At 70.6% G+C, this 17,843-nt stretch carries 15 protein-coding genes; 13 read left to right on the top strand and 2 right to left on the bottom strand.

The annotated features are described in order from the left end of the window. Positions 1-21: 21 nt before the first annotated feature. The 3 genes from ACZ7M7_RS19215 (at position 22) to ACZ7M7_RS19205 (ending at position 3,297) form a co-directional block, all read left to right on the top strand. The gene (locus ACZ7M7_RS19215; RefSeq protein ID WP_472118289.1) at positions 22-762 is read left to right on the top strand and encodes a class F sortase; all 741 of its coding nucleotides are present in this window, start codon (positions 22-24) and stop codon (positions 760-762) included. 98 nt (positions 763-860) lie between these two features. Next, positions 861-2,786: a molecular chaperone HtpG gene (htpG, locus tag ACZ7M7_RS19210; RefSeq protein WP_472118286.1), complete on the top strand. Its 1,926-nt coding sequence runs from the start codon at positions 861-863 to the stop codon at positions 2,784-2,786. A 100-nt stretch (positions 2,787-2,886) separates the two neighbouring features. Beyond that, entirely contained in the window at positions 2,887-3,297 is a 411-nt protein-coding gene (locus ACZ7M7_RS19205; RefSeq protein WP_328429504.1) for a VOC family protein, read from the top strand. Between the two features lie 39 nt (positions 3,298-3,336). Here ACZ7M7_RS19205 and ACZ7M7_RS19200 read toward each other — a convergent pair whose 3' ends face one another. Beyond that, positions 3,337-3,657 carry a hypothetical protein gene (locus tag ACZ7M7_RS19200; protein WP_472118283.1) on the bottom strand — a complete coding sequence of 107 codons (321 nt, stop codon included), beginning with the start codon at positions 3,655-3,657 and terminating at the stop codon, positions 3,337-3,339. Positions 3,658-4,111: 454 nt separating this feature from the next. Between ACZ7M7_RS19200 and ACZ7M7_RS19195 the strand changes: the two genes are divergently transcribed. The 7 genes from ACZ7M7_RS19195 to polX all read left to right on the top strand — a co-directional run bounded on the left by ACZ7M7_RS19195 (position 4,112) and on the right by polX (position 13,534). Beyond that, a complete protein-coding gene (locus tag ACZ7M7_RS19195) occupies positions 4,112-5,584 on the top strand; it encodes a type III PLP-dependent enzyme domain-containing protein (protein ID WP_472118280.1) in 1,473 nt (490 codons plus the stop codon). Next, a complete protein-coding gene (locus tag ACZ7M7_RS19190) occupies positions 5,581-6,924 on the top strand; it encodes a pyridoxal-phosphate dependent enzyme (RefSeq protein WP_472118277.1) in 1,344 nt (447 codons plus the stop codon). Before ACZ7M7_RS19195 ends, ACZ7M7_RS19190 begins: the two co-directional genes overlap by 4 nt. 5 nt (positions 6,925-6,929) lie before the next feature. Beyond that, positions 6,930-8,147, top strand: a complete 1,218-nt coding sequence (locus tag ACZ7M7_RS19185; protein WP_472118274.1) for an aminotransferase class V-fold PLP-dependent enzyme — start codon at positions 6,930-6,932, stop codon at positions 8,145-8,147. Positions 8,148-8,240: 93 nt separating this feature from the next. Further along, positions 8,241-9,014, top strand: coding sequence for a class I SAM-dependent methyltransferase (locus tag ACZ7M7_RS19180; protein ID WP_472119253.1), 774 nt, complete (start codon positions 8,241-8,243; stop codon positions 9,012-9,014). Positions 9,015-9,189: 175 nt separating this feature from the next. Further along, entirely contained in the window at positions 9,190-10,317 is a 1,128-nt protein-coding gene (locus ACZ7M7_RS19175) for a GNAT family N-acetyltransferase (protein ID WP_472118271.1), read from the top strand. Positions 10,318-10,470: 153 nt separating this feature from the next. Continuing rightward, on the top strand, positions 10,471-11,715 hold the full coding sequence (locus ACZ7M7_RS19170; RefSeq protein ID WP_472118268.1) for a DegT/DnrJ/EryC1/StrS family aminotransferase: 1,245 nt from the start codon (positions 10,471-10,473) through the stop codon (positions 11,713-11,715). A gap of 82 nt (positions 11,716-11,797) precedes the next feature. Next, positions 11,798-13,534, top strand: a complete 1,737-nt coding sequence (polX, locus tag ACZ7M7_RS19165; RefSeq protein ID WP_472118265.1) for a DNA polymerase/3'-5' exonuclease PolX — start codon at positions 11,798-11,800, stop codon at positions 13,532-13,534. A gap of 14 nt (positions 13,535-13,548) precedes the next feature. On the opposite strand, the gene ACZ7M7_RS19160 is transcribed toward polX, so the two are convergent. Further along, the gene (locus ACZ7M7_RS19160) at positions 13,549-14,730 is read right to left on the bottom strand and encodes a flavin-dependent monooxygenase (protein ID WP_451166209.1); all 1,182 of its coding nucleotides are present in this window, start codon (positions 14,728-14,730) and stop codon (positions 13,549-13,551) included. 292 nt (positions 14,731-15,022) lie between these two features. Here ACZ7M7_RS19160 and ACZ7M7_RS19155 point away from each other — a divergent pair, with 292 nt between their 5' ends. From ACZ7M7_RS19155 to ACZ7M7_RS19145, 3 genes are read left to right on the top strand one after another with little or no spacing between them, the layout of a single operon-like run. Continuing rightward, on the top strand, positions 15,023-16,138 hold the full coding sequence (locus ACZ7M7_RS19155) for a Gfo/Idh/MocA family protein (RefSeq protein ID WP_472118262.1): 1,116 nt from the start codon (positions 15,023-15,025) through the stop codon (positions 16,136-16,138). Beyond that, complete coding sequence (locus ACZ7M7_RS19150; protein WP_472118259.1) at positions 16,135-17,073, top strand: DUF6807 domain-containing protein; 939 nt, start codon at positions 16,135-16,137, stop codon at positions 17,071-17,073. The genes ACZ7M7_RS19155 and ACZ7M7_RS19150 overlap by 4 nt, the downstream gene beginning before the upstream one ends. Beyond that, the gene (locus tag ACZ7M7_RS19145) at positions 17,067-17,819 is read left to right on the top strand and encodes a cupin domain-containing protein (protein ID WP_472118256.1); all 753 of its coding nucleotides are present in this window, start codon (positions 17,067-17,069) and stop codon (positions 17,817-17,819) included. The genes ACZ7M7_RS19150 and ACZ7M7_RS19145 overlap by 7 nt, the downstream gene beginning before the upstream one ends. The last annotated feature ends 24 nt before the right edge of the window (positions 17,820-17,843 follow it).

Genomic DNA, 17,843 nt, shown 5'->3' with positions numbered 1-17,843 from the left:
GCCCGAGTGAGGTGGTGCCCCATGGCCGCCGGCTGTCCCTCGTCCCCCGAGAACGACCCGGCCCGTTCCGACACCGGTTCCGCGACCTCGCGGCGGATAAGGCGCGCGGCCGCGGTGACGTTCTGGACCGTGGTCGCCGCCTTGGTTCTGGTGGTGACCCTTCCCGGAGCCCAGGACGGGGCTTCCGACGGCGGCCGTGCACAGCAGGCCCTGCCGGCGATCGGATCGCACGCTCCGGGGGAAGCCGAGTCCCATGCCTCACCGCGGGCGCGGTCCGACTCACCGGCGCGGCGCCCCGTGGGCAAGCATCTGGCGCGATCCCGGCCGGTGCGGCTGCTCATCCCCAAGATCTCGGTCGACGCGCCCTTCACCGATCTCACCGTCGGCAGTGCCGGCCGGCTCAACCCCCCTCCGGCCCACAACACCAACCTCGTCGGCTGGTACGCCAAGGGGGCGACCCCGGGTGAGACGGGCACGTCGATCATCGCCGGCCACGTGGACACGGCCACGTCCGCCGCGGTCTTCGCGAGCCTGAGCGAGCTGCGGAAGGGGGACCGCTTCCAGGTGCTGCGGGCCGACGGCCGCAAGGCGTCCTTCGTGGTCGACAGCGCGGAGACCTTCGACAAGGACACCTTCCCCAGCGAGCGCGTGTACCGCGACACGGCCCGGGCCCAGGTCCGGCTCATCACCTGCGCCGGGGACTACGACCGTCAGGTCAAGGACTACACCGCCAACCTGGTCGTGTTCGCCCACCTCGTCTGAACCACTACGTTCCGTATCACGCCACTCCGCGCTGACCTCGTGTCTTACAGTGACTGCGACCAGTTCCGGTGACAGATCCTGTGAGGTACTCGCTAACCATGCCGACCGAGACGTTTGAGTTCCAGGTAGAGGCCCGTCAGCTGCTCCAGCTGATGATCCACTCGGTCTACTCGAACAAGGATGTCTTCCTGCGGGAGCTCGTCTCCAACGCATCCGACGCGCTCGACAAGCTGCGTCTGGAGAAACTGCGGGACGACGCCCTCGACGCCGACGTGTCAGATCTGCACATCGAGATCGACGTCGACAAGGAGGCCCGCACCCTCACGGTGCGGGACAACGGCATCGGGATGTCGTACGACGAGGTGGGCAAGCTCATCGGCACCATCGCCAACTCGGGCACGGCCACCTTCCTGCAGGAGCTGAAGGAGGCCAAGGACGCGGCCGGGGCGGAGGGGCTGATCGGCCAGTTCGGCGTCGGCTTCTACTCCGGCTTCATGGCGGCGGACGAGGTGACGCTGGTGACCCGGCGGGCCGGCGAGAGCCAGGGCACCCGCTGGACGTCGCGCGGCGAGGCCACGTACACGCTGGAGACGGCCGCCGACGCTCCGCAGGGCACGTCGGTCACGCTCCACCTCAAGCCCGCCGACCCCGAGAACCAGCTCCACGACTACACCTCGCCCTGGAAGATCAGGGAGATCGTCAAGCGGTACTCGGACTTCATCACCTGGCCGATCCGGATGGTCCCGGACGCTGCCGCCCCGGGCGACGGCGACGGTGAAGGTGACGGGGACACCGCGCCCGAGCCCGAGACGCTGAACTCGATGAAGGCCCTGTGGGCGCGTTCGCGCAACGAGGTCTCCGACGACGAGTACCACGAGCTGTACAAGCACATCAGCCACGACTGGCGCGAGCCGCTGGAGACGATCCGGCTGCAGGCGGAGGGCGTCTTCGAGTACCAGGCCCTGCTGTTCGTGCCCACCCACGCCCCGCACGACCTGTTCACGCGTGACTTCAAGCGTGGCGTGCAGCTCTATGTGAAGCGCGTCTTCATCATGGACGACTGCGAGGCGCTGCTGCCGCCGTACCTCCGCTTCGTCAAGGGCGTCGTCGACGCGGCCGACCTCTCGCTGAACGTCTCCCGCGAGATCCTCCAGCAGGACCGGCACATCCGGATGATGCAGCGCCGGCTGACGAAGAAGGTCCTGTCCACGGTCAAGGAGTTCATGACCAAGGACGCCGACCGCTACGCCACGTTCTGGCGGGAGTTCGGCACCGTCGTGAAGGAGGGCCTGCTCACCGACACCGAGAACCGCGACGCCATCCTCGCCGTGTCGTCCTTCGCCACCACCCACGCCGACGACGAGCCGACCACGCTGGCCCAGTACGCCGAGCGGATGAAGGACGGCCAGGACGACATCTACTACATCACCGGCGAGTCCCGGCAGAGCATCGAGAACTCCCCGCACATGGAGGCGTTCCGCGACAAGGGCATCGAGGTCCTGCTGCTCACCGACCCCGTCGACGAGGTGTGGGTCGACGCCGTGGGCGAGTTCGAGGGCAAGACGCTGCGCTCCGTCACCAAGGGTGAGATCGACCTGGCGGCCGAGGGCGACGAGCAGGCCGGCGAGGAGCGCGAGAAGCAGGCCGAGGACTACGCCGCTCTGCTCGGCTGGATGCGGGAGCAACTGGACGAGGACATCAAGGAGGTGCGCCTGTCCGCGCGGCTCACCGTCTCCGCGGCCTGTGTCGTCTCGGACGCGCACGACCTGACGCCGGCCCTGGAGAACATGTACCGGGCGATGGGCCAGGAAGTGCCGCGCACCAAGCGGATCCTGGAGCTCAACCCCGGCCACCCGCTGGTGAAGGGCCTGAACCAGGCGTACAAGGAGCGCGAGGACCGCACCGAGCTCGCCGAGTCCGCCGATCTGCTCCACATGCTGGCGGTGCTCGCCGAGGGCGGTCAGCCGAAGGATCCCGCGCGGTTCGTGAAGCTGGTGGCGGACCGGCTGGAGCGCACCCTGTAGGCGGTGCGACGTAGGCCATGTGGTCGTGTGCGCGGGCCGTTGTCAGTGGCCCGCGCTACTTTCCTTGCAGTCGGCTTCCGGCCCTATTCCTGGAGGATCCATGGCCTCGCGTCTCAACCCCTACATCACCTTCGCCGGCGACGCCCGGCAGGCGATGGAGTTCTACAAGGACGTCTTCGGCGGCACCCTTGTGCTCAACAGCTACGGCGAGTTCGGTCAGAAGGACACCCCGATGGCCGACAAGATCATGCACGGCATGCTGGAGGCCCCCAACGGCTTCACCCTGATGGGGGCCGACACCCCGACGGACGACCACCGGCCCGGCAACAACATCTCCGTCAGCCTCAGTGGCGACGACGACGCCGAACTGCGTGGCTACTGGGAGAAGCTGTCGGACGGCGCCACGGTGACCGTGCCGCTGGACAAGCAGATGTGGGGCGACGTCTTCGGTATGTGTACGGACCGCTTCGGCATCACGTGGATGGTCAACATCGCCGGGCAGGCCGGCTGAGCGCGAGCTGCCGGGTCAGCTCCGGCGCGGCTGCCGGGGTCACCGCTCCGGCAGCCACTCGCTCAGCGCGTCGACGAGCCGGTCGAGGGCCGGTTCATCCACGGAGCGGTCCGTCATGACGGTCCGGCCGTCGAACCGGAGCGTGTACTGGAACATGTCCGCCCCCTCCATGTCCCGCGTGAAGTCGGAGACTTCGTCCAGCGCCGGATCGCCGAGCAGCGTCCGCAGCTCGGTGAACTCCGCAGCGCCGGTGCGACGGACGGCGCGTTCCCCCTTGTCGTCGGTCTGCACGGTGCCGTCGCCCCGCAGGGTCACCTCCTTGTGCACGCCCGCGTAGCCGCCGGTGACCACCATGGTCACCAGCACCTGATCCGGCCCGGTGACGGGGACCGGAGCAGCATTCGTGGACGCCGAGGGACTCCGCGACACCGTAGGCGAGGGCGGGGGAGAGGTCTGCGCCTGCGACGGCGAGGTTGATGCCGACGGCGGCGGTGCGGACGAGGCGTCGCAGCCGACCAGTCCCAGTACACCCGCCACGACCAGGACGACTGCCGCACGTCCACCGAACACAGCGCCCCCACCCGTCTGTCACGTCAACTGGAGTGTCCTTACCACGGAATGGGCGGCTCCGGGACCGACCCGTGGTCAGTCAGGGGCACGGTGATTTTCAGCCCACCTGTTGACGTACCGCCCAGCAGGGCAGGTACAGGGCGTAGACCACGCGCGGCCAGGGAAAGGAGCTATACGGCAAACCGCGGGGAGTGTCCGTCAGCGCCCGGAGTGTCGGGCCCGCAGCGCTGAGGAGGGGCCAGGCATGGGCGGGCAGCCCTTGTTTCTCGAACCGCGGCTGGAGTCGCGGCTGCGCTCGTTGCTGAACGTTCCGGGCCTGTTGCACACGCTCACGGAAGGCCTCGGGTCGCCGTTGAACGTCGTCGTGCCCGACCAACTCGCCGACAATCTCCAGCAGTTCCGCGCGGTGTACGGCAGCCACCACCTCTCCGGCCAGGTGTACTTCGCCCACAAGGCCAACCGGTCCAGTGCCCTGCTGCGCCGGCTCGCCGCCACGGACGCCGGCGTGGACGTCGCTTCCCTCGGGGAACTTCAGCACGCCCTCGGCGCCGGCTTCACCCCCGACCGGATCACGTCGACAGGGCCGAAGAACCCGGAATTCCTGTGGCTGGCGGCCCGTACGTCGGTCACCGTCAGCCTCGACAACCGAGGCGAGCTGGAGCAACTCGGCACGCTGGTACGCAAACACGCGCTGCCCAGGACCCACGTCCTGCTCCGGCTGTCGGGCTTCGAGGCGTCCGGCGTAAGGATATTGAGCCGCCGCAGCCGATTCGGCACCGACATGGGCGAGTTGGAGCCGCTGCTGGAGGCCGTCGAGCGGCACGGCGACGTCGTCGACCTGGGCGGCGTGGCCTACCACCTGGACACGACGAGCCTCACCGAGAAGGCCACGGCGCTGGAGGGCTGTCTGCGGGTGCTGGAGGAATGCCGGAGCCGCGGGCTCAGGCCCCGGGCCGTGGACCTCGGCGGCGGCTTCGGCACCAACTACCTTGCCGACGGCGGTCAATGGGACCGGTACACCACCGAACTCACCGAAGCCGTCCTGGGCACCCGCCCACCGCTGACGTACGGCGGCCACGGCTACGGCCTCCGCAACGACGCGGGCACCCTGCGCGGCACGCTCGGCCTGTACCCCGCTCACCGGCCGGTCGCCGGCGCCCGCTACCTCGACGAACTGCTCGCGCACCCGGCCGCGTCGCTCGGCGGCCGCCCCCTCGCCGCTCAGCTCCTCGAGCACCTTTACGACCTGCACACCGAACCCGGCCGAGCACTGCTCGACCAGTGCGGACTGACCCTGACCAAGGTGCTGGAGGTGCGCGACCAGGAGACCGGCGGCCCCCTTGCCGTACGGCTGGCGGCGAAGGCCGACGACGTGGCTCTGGAGGAGCACGGGGTGCTCATGGACCCCGTCGTCCTGCCACGGGACACGACGAGCGGCGCCGCCCGTACCGAATCCGTCGCCGTTCACCTCTTCGGCAACCTGTGTCTGGAGTCCGATCTGATCACCCGCCGCACGGTCTTCCTGCCCCGCCGCCCCGAACCGGGCGACCTGCTGGCCTTCGCCAACACGGCCGGCTACTGCATGGACTTCCACGCCACCCGTGCCCAGCACCAGCCCGTCGCGCGCAAGGTCGCCGCCTGGCAGGAGGGCGACGCGTGGCGCTGGTGCCTGGACGACCAGTACTGGCCGACCACACCCGTGGGGGGAGCGCAGTGAGGTACGACAGCATCACCGAGGCCATCGGCAACACACCGCTGGTGCGCATCGACCGGGCCGTGCACGGCCTGAGGCACATCGACCTGTACGCCAAGCTGGAGTTGCTCAACCCCTTCGGATCGGTGAAGGACCGGGCCGCCTGGAACATGGCGCGTCCACACCTGGCCGCCGCGGCCGGGGAGGGCGGCCAGGTCGTCGAGCTGTCGAGCGGCAACACCGCCAAGGCCCTGGCCGTTCTCGCGGGCATGCACGGCCTGACCTTCAAGAGCGTCACCAACCGGATGCGCATCCCCGAGATCAAGGACCTGCTCCTGCTGTTGGGCGCCGAGATCGAGGAACTGCCCGGCCAGAGCGAGTGCCTGGACCCGACCGCGACCGACGACCCGCTCACCCTGTTCCACCGCACCCTCTCCGAGCCGGACAGCGCATATCTGCACACCGACCAGTACTTCAACCCGCGCAACACCGAGGCCCACTTCACCGGCACCGGCCCGGAGATCGTCAAGGACCTCGACGGCCGGGCCCCGGACTGGTTCATCGCCTGCGTGGGCACCGCCGGTTCCTCCACGGGCGTCGCCCGCGCCCTGCGCGAGCACGACCCCGCCGTACGGGTCGCCGGCCTGGTCGCGGCCAAGTCCGACTTCATCCCCGGCATCCGCACCATCGACGAAGCGCACGAGGTGGGCCTGTTCGACCCCGGCACCTACGACACGATCGAGGCGGTCGGCGCCGACGAGGCGATCGAGGGGATGCTGACCCTCAACCGCCGCTGCGGCATCCTCGCCGGACCCACCGGAGGCGCCGCCTACTTCGGGGCCGTGCGCCAACTGCGCCCCATCGACGAGGAGTTGGTAGACCGGCACGACGAGGAAGCCGCGGAGAGGCAGTCGGCGGTCTTCATCGTCTGCGACCGGGTCGAGAGCTATTTGAGCTACGTCCGGCAGCGGCGCCCCGACCTCTTCGGCCGCCCGCGCCGCAGGAACTCCCCGGCCGACCTCTCCGACGCCGAGGTGCGCAGGGCACCGGCCATCGGCGTCGCCGACGCCCAGAAGTGGATCGCCACCGGCGAACCGCTCGTCGTCGACCTGCGCAGTCCCTACGCGTACGCCGCCCTGCACATCGACGGTTCGGTCAACATCGTGGACGAGCTCTTCGAGGAACTCCTCCACGGCGGGCTGCCGTTCAGCCGAAGCCGCCCCGTGCTGCTGGCCTGTCCGGTCGGCGAGAAGTCCGCCCGCCACGCCGCCCTGCTGACCCGGATGGGGCATCCGGACGTGCGCAGCCTGACCGGCGGCATCATCGCCTGGCGTGACGCGGGCGCACCTCTCGTACGGGACTGAGGCCCATGACCTTGCCCAGGACCGACACCCAAGGGGCCGCCGTCATCGAGGAGTTGGGGGCGTGGCAGCGTGCGCTGCGCTCCCGGTTCCCGATCATCATCGCGCACCCGGAACTGACCTACCTCGACAGCGCGGCCACCGCCCAGAAACCGCAGGACGTGCTCGACACCGTCCACACCTACCTCACCACGACCAACGCCAACGCCGGACGCGGCACCTACCCCTGGGCCAACCGGACCACGGCCCTGGTGGAGCAGGCCCGCGACCGGGTGAAACTGTTCCTCGACGACCCCGTGCCGGAACGCTCGGCCGTGCATTTCACGAGCGGCACCACCGAGGGCCTGCGCACGATCGCCCGTGACTGGCTGCCCCAGTTCCTGACCGACGGGGACGAGATCGTGGTTCCCGTGGCCGACCACGAGGCCAACATCGCGCCCTGGCTGGAGGTCCAGCGGGACCTGGCCCGGCAGGGCGTCCGTATCGGCGTGCGGCCGATGCCGTACCAGCGGGCGTCCGGCGACTACGACCACACCGCGCTCAACCGACTGGCGGGCCCGCGGACCCGGTTCGTCGCCGCGAGCCACGTCCACCACGTGTACGGCGGCAACATGAACATCCACCGCATCCGGCAGGCGGTCGGCCCGGACGCGGTCATCTGCCTGGACGCGGCCCAGAGCGTCGGCCATCTGCCGGTGTCCGTGGCCGAGCTGGACGTCGACTTCATCGTCTTCTCCGGGCACAAGGCCATGGCCCTGCCCGGCACGGGGGCCCTCTGGTCCCGTCAGGCACGCGGGCCGAAGTTCACGCCGGGAGGCTGGTCGGGCACTCCCAACACCGTCGGCATCGCGTCCCTCACCAGCGCCCTGGACTGGCTGGACGAAGCCGGCACCGAACGGATCGAGCAGTGGACGGTTGCCCTGGCGGCCCGCCTCACCGAAGGTCTGCGCCACCTCGACGCCTACGAGATCCTCGGCTGCCAGAGCAGCCTGGCCGCCGACTCGTCCGTGCAGCGGCGCCAGGGCATCGTCACCTTCCGCCACCACACGATCGACTCCGGAGACCTCGGTTTCATCCTCTTCAGCCACGGCTTTATGATCCGCTCCGACCAGCACTGCCAGGGCGGCGCGGGGGAGCGGACCGGCTCGGTGCGGGTGAGTCTGCACGTCTACAACACCGCCGAGGAGGTGGACCGGTTGTTGACCGTCCTTGCCACGCTCGAGTGACGTACCACCATCAGAGGGAATGGGAACCGTTTCCACCTGTAGGGTCTGCGCAGACGGTGCGGACGGGTGCGGAACGGCGAGGTGCACGACGGGATGGGGCTGAGCCTGGCGACGGCGGAGCGGTGGGTGGAGCGCTGGGAGCGCCAGCAGCAGCGGTACGCCGTCGACCGCGAGGAACGTTTCACGGTGATCGCCGATGTCCTGGAGCAGGCTGTGACCGGCCGCCCGGACCGGCCGCTGGTCGTCGACCTCGGCTGCGGTCCCGGGTCCCTGGCGGCCCGGCTGGCCCGGCGGCTGCCGGACGCGGACATCGTCGGCGTGGACATGGATCCGCTGCTGCTGGAGCTGGCCCGCACCCATCACGCGGACGCGGCCCGCTATGTCGACGCGGTGATCGGCGAGGAGGGCTGGACCCACGCCCTGTGCCTCGACCGCCCGCTCGACGCGGCCGTGTCGACGACGGCACTGCACTACCTCAGCCCGGACGCCCTGCACCGCACCTACCGGCAGCTCGCCGCGCTGCTGCGGCCCGGCGGCGTCCTCGTCAACGGCGACCACTTCCCGCACGACGACACCGCGCTCGCCGGACTCGCGGGGTGCGTCGGGCGCCGTCATGCCGAGCGGGGGCACGCTCTCGCGCACGAGGACTGGGACGCCTGGTGGACGTCCGTCGCGGCCGATCCCGAGCTGGCCGACCTGCTCACCGAACGCCGACGCCGATGCCGGCGGCAACCGGCCGCCGGAACCGACAGCGCGGCGCACCTGTCCGCGTCCGCGCACGAACGGCTGCTGCGGCAGGCGGGGTTCGGCCATGCCGGTGCCGTCTGGCAGTACGGCGACAGTCACGTCATCGTCGCGATCCGCTGACCCGAACCGCCGTCGCGCTCTGCTTACCAAGCACAGCTAAAGGATTCATCAGGCATCTTGACAGCGTGCGTGCTGTTTCGCGACGTTTGAGCCTCGCCGCAAGGTTCGACTTGGGGGAAATGCGGCGAGGCGCCATTAGGCGCTTCTTTGGGGGAATTTGGGGGGAGCGGTCGCCATGCGGTCCACTAGCGCCATCACGATTCACAGACCCGAGGAACTGAACGAGTCGCTGCGCCGGGCGTGGCACCGGGCGATGGACGAGTCGCCCGACTACGCCAACCCGTTCCTGGCGCCGGAGTTCGCGATCGGGGTCGGCAGGTCCCGCGGTGGAGCGCGGGTGGCGGTCCTGCACGAGGACGGGGAGGCCGTCGGCTTCCTGCCCTACGAGCGCAACGCGTACGGCGTCGGCAAGGCCATCGGCCTGGGTCTTTCCGACTGCCAGGCCTTGGTCCACCGGCCGGGCGTCACCTGGGACACCCGGGAACTGCTGCGGGCCTGCAATCTGTCCGTGTTCGAGTTCGACCACCTCGTCGAGGAGCAGAAGCCCTTCGGCCCCTACGTCACGGGGACGTTCGCCTCACCCGTGCTCGACCTCAAGCCCGGCGAGGGCAGTTACGCCGACTGGCTGCGCGGCGCGTACCCGGGGCTCGCCAAGACGACCCTGAAGAAGGAGCGGCGCCTGGGCCGCAACGTGGGCGAGGTGCGTTTCGTGTACGACGAGCGCGACCCGCGCGTGCTGCGCACCCTCATGCGGTGGAAGTCCGCCCAGTACCGCAGAACGGGGCGGATGGACCGCTTCTCCAAGCCGTGGATCGTCGACCTGGTGGACCACCTCTTCCAGGTCCGCGAGGAGCACTTCACCGGCATCCTGTCCGTGGTGTACGCCGGTGACCGGCCGGTCGCCGCGCACTTCGGGCCGAGGTCGCGCACCGTGTTCGCGGCTTGGTTCACCGCCTACGACCCCGAGTTCGGCTACTACTCGCCCGGACTGATGATGCATCTGCGGATGGCCGACGCCGCGGGCCGGGACGGTGTGACGGTCATGGACATGGGGCGCGGCGAGAAGGAGTACAAGGACTGGCTCAAGTCCCGTGAGCTGCGGGTGGCCGAAGGGTTCGCGGTACGCCCGCACCCGGTGGCGGCGGCACACCGGATGTGGCGCAGACCGGTGCGCGGCCTCAGAAACACGGTCCTGGCCCACCCCGGGCTGCGCGAGCCCGCCGACCGGCTGCTGAAGACCGTCGGCTCGCTGCGCACCTCGGTCCTGACCCACTCGCCGGGAGCGGGAGCCCGCGCCCGCTGAGCGGGGCCTCGACCCCGTCCTTCGCCGCCTCGGCGTCGTAGCCCTGGCCCTCACTGCCTCGGAACCCCTGCTCGGGGCCCTCACGATGCCCGCGAGCCCACACCGCCCGCCTCGGGCGGCCCTTCGTCGGACCCTTCCACGGAAGAGGTGACCATGCCGTACGGATCGCGGCTCGCCGCGATGATGACACGGCGCATCGGACGCGAATGCGTCTACACGCCCTCGGCCCGACTGGCCCTGTACCTGGCGCTGCGGCGCTGGTGCCGGCCGGGTGGGCGGGTGCTGATGTCCCCGGTGAACGACGACGTGATCCTCTTCGTCGTCCTCGCCGCCGGACTGCGCCCCGTACAAGCCCCCGTGTCCCAGTGGGACGGCAACATCGACCCGGCCGCCGTACCGGAGACCACGTGGCGCAACGTGGACGCCGTCCTGACCACCAACCTGTACGGCATGCCGGACCGGGTCGTCGAACTGCGCCGCCGCTGCGACGAGTTGGGGATCCCCCTGATCGAGGACGCGGCGCACGCCATCGGCACGCATGTGGACGGGCAGCCGATCGGCACCTTCGGGCAGGCGGCGGCATTCAGCCTTTCCAAGCATGTGGCGGGGATGGCAGGCGGTTTCCTTGCCGTCGACGACGTACGCACCCGACGGGAACTGGAGCTGCTGCGCGACGACCTGCTGACCCCGCGCCGCCTCCGCCACGACCTGACCACCACACTGCGTCCACTGGCACGGTCAGCCGTACGCTCGCTGCACCTGGTGCGCCCGGTCTGGCGCACCATGCAGCGTCTGGGGCTGCTCGAACGCGACGACTTCCGCATGGCCCTGCACGCGCCGCGCCTCGCCGGCAGCGCCCGCCACGCGCCGAGCCTGGCCGCTTACGAGCCCTGGGTCCGGGTCGACCTGCACGGCTTCCGCTCCCGCCACGGGGCCCTGGTCCGGGGGCAGTTGGAGCTGCGGATGGCCCTGCTCGACGGCGACCTCGCCCGGCGCCGGGCCGGTGTCTCACTGCTCGCGGGCACCACCTGGGCCACCCCGGCCCTGCGCGACCGTACGGCACACGACGGCTCTCCGGGGCTGTTCCGGGTACCGCTTCTGGTTCACGACCGCAACGCCCTCGTGGCACGTCTGGTCGACCACGGCGTGGTCGCGGGGTACGTCTACGACCCGCCGCTCGACGACTACGCGGGCGCCGAGTTCGTCGAACCGTCCCCCGACCCCTCGGCCGCCCGCTGGTTCGCCGCACACACCCTGCCGGCCGACCCCCTCCTGGCCCGCAGGATCACCGACGCCCTGACCACGGAACTGGCGACTCCGGCCCACCCTCCGATCCCGACCCGGACACCCGAAGCCGACACCACCACGACGACGCCCCCCACACCTCTGGGCCAGTGAAGAGGCCGGTACCGGGCCGGGGGAGAGCGGGCGGCTCGTCCGGCACCGCGCCGCCCGGCCCCACCGTGCCTACCCTGGAGGTGTGGCTCGGTCCAACGACGAGGTCGCCGCACTGTTCCAGGAGTACGCGGATCTGATCTCCATCACCGGAGGAGACGCGTTCAGGGCACGTGTCTACGAGAAGGCCGCCCGGGCGATCGGCGGCCACCACGCCGACGTGTCCACGCTCGACGTCAAGGCCCTCAAGGAGATCCCGAACGTCGGCAAGTCGATCGCCGAGAAGGTCGTCGAGTACTTCTCCGGTGGCAGCGTCTTGGCCGTCGAGGAACTGCGGGCGAAGATCCCCGCCGGCGTCCGGCAGCTGACCGCCATCCCCACCCTCGGCCCGAAGAAAGCACTGGTCATCTACCAGGAGCTGGGGATCTCCACGACCGAGGAGCTCGCCGACGCCATCCACGAGGAGCGGCTGCGCGACCTGAAGGGCTTCGGGCCGAAGACCGAGGAGAACATCCTGCACGGCATCGCCCTGCTGCAGTCCGCCGGCGACCGCGTCCTGATCGACGCCGCCATGAGCCTCGCCGAGGACATCGTCGCGGAGATGTCCCAGGTGGCCGGCTGCAAGCGCTGCTCCTACGCCGGCTCGCTGCGCCGCGTCCGCGAGACGATCGGCGACATCGACATCCTCGTCGCGGCGGGGAAGGCGGAGCCGATCATGCGGGCCTTCACCGAGCTGCCGTACGTCTCGGAGGTCATCGCGCACGGCACGAAGAAGACATCGATCCGTACCACCAAGGGCCTCCAGGTCGACCTGCGCGTCGTACCGCCGGACTCCTGGGGCGCGGCGATGCAGTACTTCACCGGCTCGAAGGCGCACAACATCCGCACCCGGGAGATGGCCGTCCACAAGAAGCTCAAGCTCTCCGAGTACGGGCTCTTCGACACCGAGTCCGGCAAGAAGATCGTCTCCGAGACCGAGGAGGACGTATACGCCCGGCTCGGCCTGCCCTGGATCCCGCCCACCCTGCGTGAGGACCGGGGCGAGATCGAGGCCGGACTGCGCGGCGAGCTGCCCGACCTGATCCAGGAGAAGGACATCCGGGGCGATCTGCACACCCACACCGACCTCACCGACGGGCTCGCGCCACTGGAGGAGATGGTCGCCGCGGCCGCCGAGCGCGGCTACGCCTACTACGCGGTCACCGACCACGGCCCGGACATGGCCATGCAGCGGATGACCGACGAACGGATCCTGGCCCAGCGCGAACGCGTCCGCGAACTCGACGGGGAGCACGGCAAGCGGGGCAAACGGGCCGGCATGCGGGTGCTGCACGGTGCCGAGCTGAACATCGGCCCCGACGGCGACGTGGACTGGCCCGCGGAGTTCCTCGCCGGCTTCGACCTGTGCGTGGCCTCGGTGCACTCGCACTTCAACCAGGAGCGCGAGGCGCTGACCCGGCGGATCGTCCGGGCCTGCGAGAACCCGCACGTCCACATCATCGGCCACCCCACCACCCGACTCATCGGCAAGCGCCCCGGCATCGACGTGGACCTCGACGCCGTGTTCGCCGCGTGCGCGCGCACCGGCACGGCCCTGGAGATCAACTCCCATCCCGACCGGCTCGACCTGCGCGACGAGGACATCCTGCGGGCCAGGCGGCACGGCGTGAAGTTCGCCGTCGACAGCGACGCCCACGCCGTCACCCATCTGGCCAACCTGCGCTACGGCGTGGGCACGGCCCAGCGCGGCTGGCTCACCAAGGACGACGTGATCAACACCTGGCCGCTGACCCGGCTGCGGCGCTTCCTGAACAAGGAGTGACCCGCCCCAGGGGCCTACAGAAAGGGCGTGCCCGGGTCGACTCCGGACAGGACCCGGCCGTAGATCTCCAGATTGGTCGCGGGATTCACGAACGAGTGAAGACTCAGTGCGTGCAGATCGCGCACCGCCCGCTGGATCGGCACGTCCCGGTGCAGCGACGACGCCCCGGCCGCGGAGCCGAGCAGATCGACGGCCTCCTTGCACAGCCGCGCCACATAGCCGCTCTGCGCCCGGATCCTGGCCCGCTCCTCGGGCGTGTACGGCTCGCCCGACTCGGCCCGCGACTCGATCAGGGCGACGAACTCGGCGGTCAGCAGCTCGGCGCAGGAGATCTTCATGGCCGCCTCGGCCGCCTGGAGATGGGTGACCGTGGCCTCGTTCTGACGCTGGTGCAGGGTGTACGTGATGCCCCGCCGTCGGCTGCGCTCGGTGAACTCCGCCAGGGCGGAGCGGGCCAGCCCGAGCGCGTTGGGCGCCGTCCACACGCAGAACAGCAGCAGGACGGGCATCCGGTAGAACGGGTCGTCGGCGTTGGTCTTCGACCCGATCTCGCCCGCCAGCAGCGGCCCGACCGGCAGGACCCGATGGGCCGGCACGAAGACGTCCCGCGCCACGACGCTGTCGCTGCCGGTCCCGGCCAGCCCCGACACGTACCAGTCGTCCAGAATCTCCAGCTCGGCCATCGGTACGGCCGTCCACAGCAGCTCCGGCGGCCCCTCACCCGACTCCGACTCGACGCGGACCGTCAGCAGGTGCCAGTCGGCGTCGTGGCAGCCGGTGGCGAAGCCCGAGGTGCCGTTGACCACGTAGCCGCCGTCCGAGCGGACCGCCGTCGCGTCCGGGACGAGGGTGCCGCCGACCTTCGCGTCCGGGTTGGTGAAGATCTCGTCCTGCGCCTCGTCGGGGAAGAGCGCCGCGATGTAGGAGCAGCCGGCCTGGATCACCGTCTTGAACGCCGTCGAGCCGCACGCCGAGGCGATCTCGGCCACCGCGTCGACCTGGGTGTGCAGCCGGCTCTGGTAGCCGCCGTACCGCCGGGGGACGTTCATCCGGTGGATGCCGGCGTCCGTCAGCGCCGCCGCGACCTCGGGGGTGACCTGACGCTCCTGCTCGGCGCGCAGCGCGTGTTCGCGGACCAGTGGGCGCAGTGCCCGGACGCGGTTGACCAAATCGGTATCGGTGCCGACTGCTGTCATCGGTGACCTCCCGAGCACGACGAGTCATCACCGTGACGCGGATGGCCGGCACTGTCAACGGGCCGTCCGGAGGGGGGAGTTGAAGCGCGCCAAAGCCTCGGCAGTCCTGTGATCTTCGTTCGTTTGAGCGGTGGTCGAAAAGGGGGGCGTGCGGGAGGTGGGCGAGCCGAACGGGTCGGGCTTTGCTCATCTCGCCGCAGAGGGGTTGTCCTTACATTCCGTCCCTGCCTAGGGTCGCCCTCGAAGTGCAAGCGCTTTCTGAGCGGGCTGTCCGCCGTCCGAGGAGAACTGCATGTCCCCAAGCCCCGCCCGCCGTCGCGTCGCGGTGATCGGCACCGGCGCCATCGTCAGCGGCAGTCATCTCCCCGCGCTGAGATCCCACCCCGACCGGGTGGAGCTGGTCGCCGCCGTCGACGTGGACCAGGCCCGGCTGAACGCCTTCCGGGAGCTCGCGGGCGAGGACGTCGCCGGGTACACCTCGACCGGCGAGATGCTGGACGCCGTACGCCCCGACCTGGTCCTGATCGGCACGCCGCCGTCCCTGCACCGGGAGCAGACGGTCGCCGCACTCAAGGCGGGCGCCTGGGTGCTGTGCGAGAAGCCGCTGTGTCTGTCGCTCGCCGAGTACGACGACATCGCGGCGGCCGAGGAGGCGGCGGGCGCGTATGCGTCGGTGGTCTTCCAGCACCGCTACGGCTCCGGCGCCGTGCACGCCCGTGAGCTGATCACGAGCGGTGAGCTGGGCACCCCGCTGGTCGCGCACTGCCAGACGACCTGGCACCGCGACGCCGCCTACTACGCGGTGCCGTGGCGCGGGCGCTGGGCCACCGAGGGCGGCGGACCGACGATGGGTCACGGCATCCACCAGTTCGACCTGCTGCTGCACCTGCTCGGCCCGTGGGCGGAGATACGGGCCATGGCCGCACGCCTGGTGCACGACACCGAGAGCGAGGACGTCTCGACGGCCCTCGTGCGCTTCGCGAACGGCGCCCTCGCCACCGTCGTCAACAGCGTGCTGTCCCCGCAGGAGGTGAGCCGTATCCGCGTCGACTGCGCCGACGGCACGGTCGAGCTCACCCACCTGTACGGCCACCGCAACGAGGACTGGGTCTACACCCCGGCCCCGCACGTCCCCGCCGAGCGCGCCACCGCCTGGCGCACCCCCGCTGCGGACCTGCCCAGCTCCCACACGGCACAGCTCGGCGCCCTCTTCGACGCCTACGACAACGGTGTCCGGCCGCCCGGCAGCGGCCCCGACGCCCGGGCCACCCTCGACTTCGCCGCCGCCCTCTACAAGGCCGCGTTCACGGGAAGCCCCGTGCACGCGGGCGAGATCCGGCCCGGCGACCCCTTCTACCCGGCCATGCACGGCGACCACCCCCACTGGGCCCCGAAGGAGCGCGCATGAGCATCCGCGTCACCCACGCGCACGGCGACCACATCGCCGTCACGGCCGCGAACGGCACCGAGATCCTGCGGTACGTCTATCGGCCCGACCCGGAGGCGTTCGAGTCCCGCAAGCCGTACGCCCACCCCGTGCGCACCCTGGCCGGGCACACCGTGACCGGCTACCGGCCCAACGACCACCGCTGGCACAAGGGCCTGCAGATGACCGCGAGCCATCTGTCCGGGCAGAACTTCTGGGGCGGCAACTGCTACGTCCACGGCGAGGGCTACCTGCCGCTTCCCGAGCGGGTCGGCTCCATGCGGCACGACGGCTTCACCGCGTTCACGGTCGAGGACGACCGGCTCGCCTTCGGCGAGGAACTCACCTGGGTCGAGAACGGCGGCGAGGAGTGGGCGCGCGAGGTGCGCGAGCTGACCGTCCACTCGGTGGACGAGGAGTCCGGGGCCTGGACCCTGGACTGGTCGATCCGGCTCACCAACGTCCGTGCCGAGCCCCTGTCCTTCGGCTCGCCCACCACCGCAGGCCGTGAGATGGCCGGCTACACCGGACTCCAGTGGCGCGGCCCCCGGGACTTCACCGGAGGCACCGCCTTCGGCCCCGACCTCGACGGGGGAGCGGGCACGGACGCGGGCAAGCTGATGGGCACACAGGGCCCGTGGCTCGCCTTCACCACCGAGCACGACGACATCGACGGGCAGTCCACGCTCGTCTTCGCGCACGCGCCCGAGAACCTCGACGAGCGGGCCGCGATCCACGAGTCCCACTGGTTCGTGCGCTCCGAGCCGATCCCGACGGTGGCGTTCTCCTGGGCGTTCTTCGAGGAGTTCGAGCTGCCGCCGGGCGAGTCCTTCGCCTACCGCTACCGGGTGGTCGTCGCCGACGGGGCCTGGGACCGGGAGCGGGTGGGCGCTCACCTGGAGGGGGTGCCGTGGTGAAGCCGAACCTTCCGCATCCGCTGCCCGCCGCCGTCGGCCTGTCCCACCTCAGCGCCTATGACTGGGAGGCCGCCGACGGTGTGTGCGGCGGCAGCCCGCACCTGCACCTGGTGTGCACGGAGGCGTACGTCGTCACCGGCGGCCGAGGGGCCGTTCAGACGCTGAGCCCGGACGGCTACCGGGACATCCCCCTGGAGCCGGGCTCGGTCGCCTGGTTCACGCCGGGGACCGTGCACCGTATGGTCCAGGGCGGTGACCTGCGCATCACGGTGCTGATGCAGAACAGCGGGCTGCCCGAGGCCGGGGACGCGGTGTTCACCTTCCCGGCCGAGGTGCTCGCCGACCCCGAGAAGTACGCCGCCGCGGCGTCGCTTCCGCCCGGTACCGGACCGGAGACGGCGGCTGCCGCGCGTCGCCGCCGGGACCTCGCCGTCGAGGGGTATCTCGCGCTGCGCGAGGCACTCGTCGCCGGGGACAACGGCCCGTACGCCGAGTTCCAGCGCGCCGCCGCCCGGCTCATGCGCGCCAAGCTGCCGAACTGGCGGGAGCTGTGGCGGGCCGGCGCGCTGGCCACGGCCGAGCGCACGGGCGAGCAGCTCGAAGCGCTGGAGGCGGACGAGCCGGCGTATCTCGCCGACGCGACCGCGTACGAGGCCGCGCCCACCAGACGCGGCGGGTTCGGCATGTGCGGGCGCCGCGACGAGTACAACCTGCCCGGGACGACGCTGCCTTACGGCGGCGAGTAACAGGCCGACGCGTCCCAGTCGGTG

This window comes from Streptomyces sp. NPDC111606 (assembly GCF_055656945.1).
Note: the sequence above shows the minus strand (reverse complement) of the source record. Positions and strands in the feature narration are given on the sequence as shown.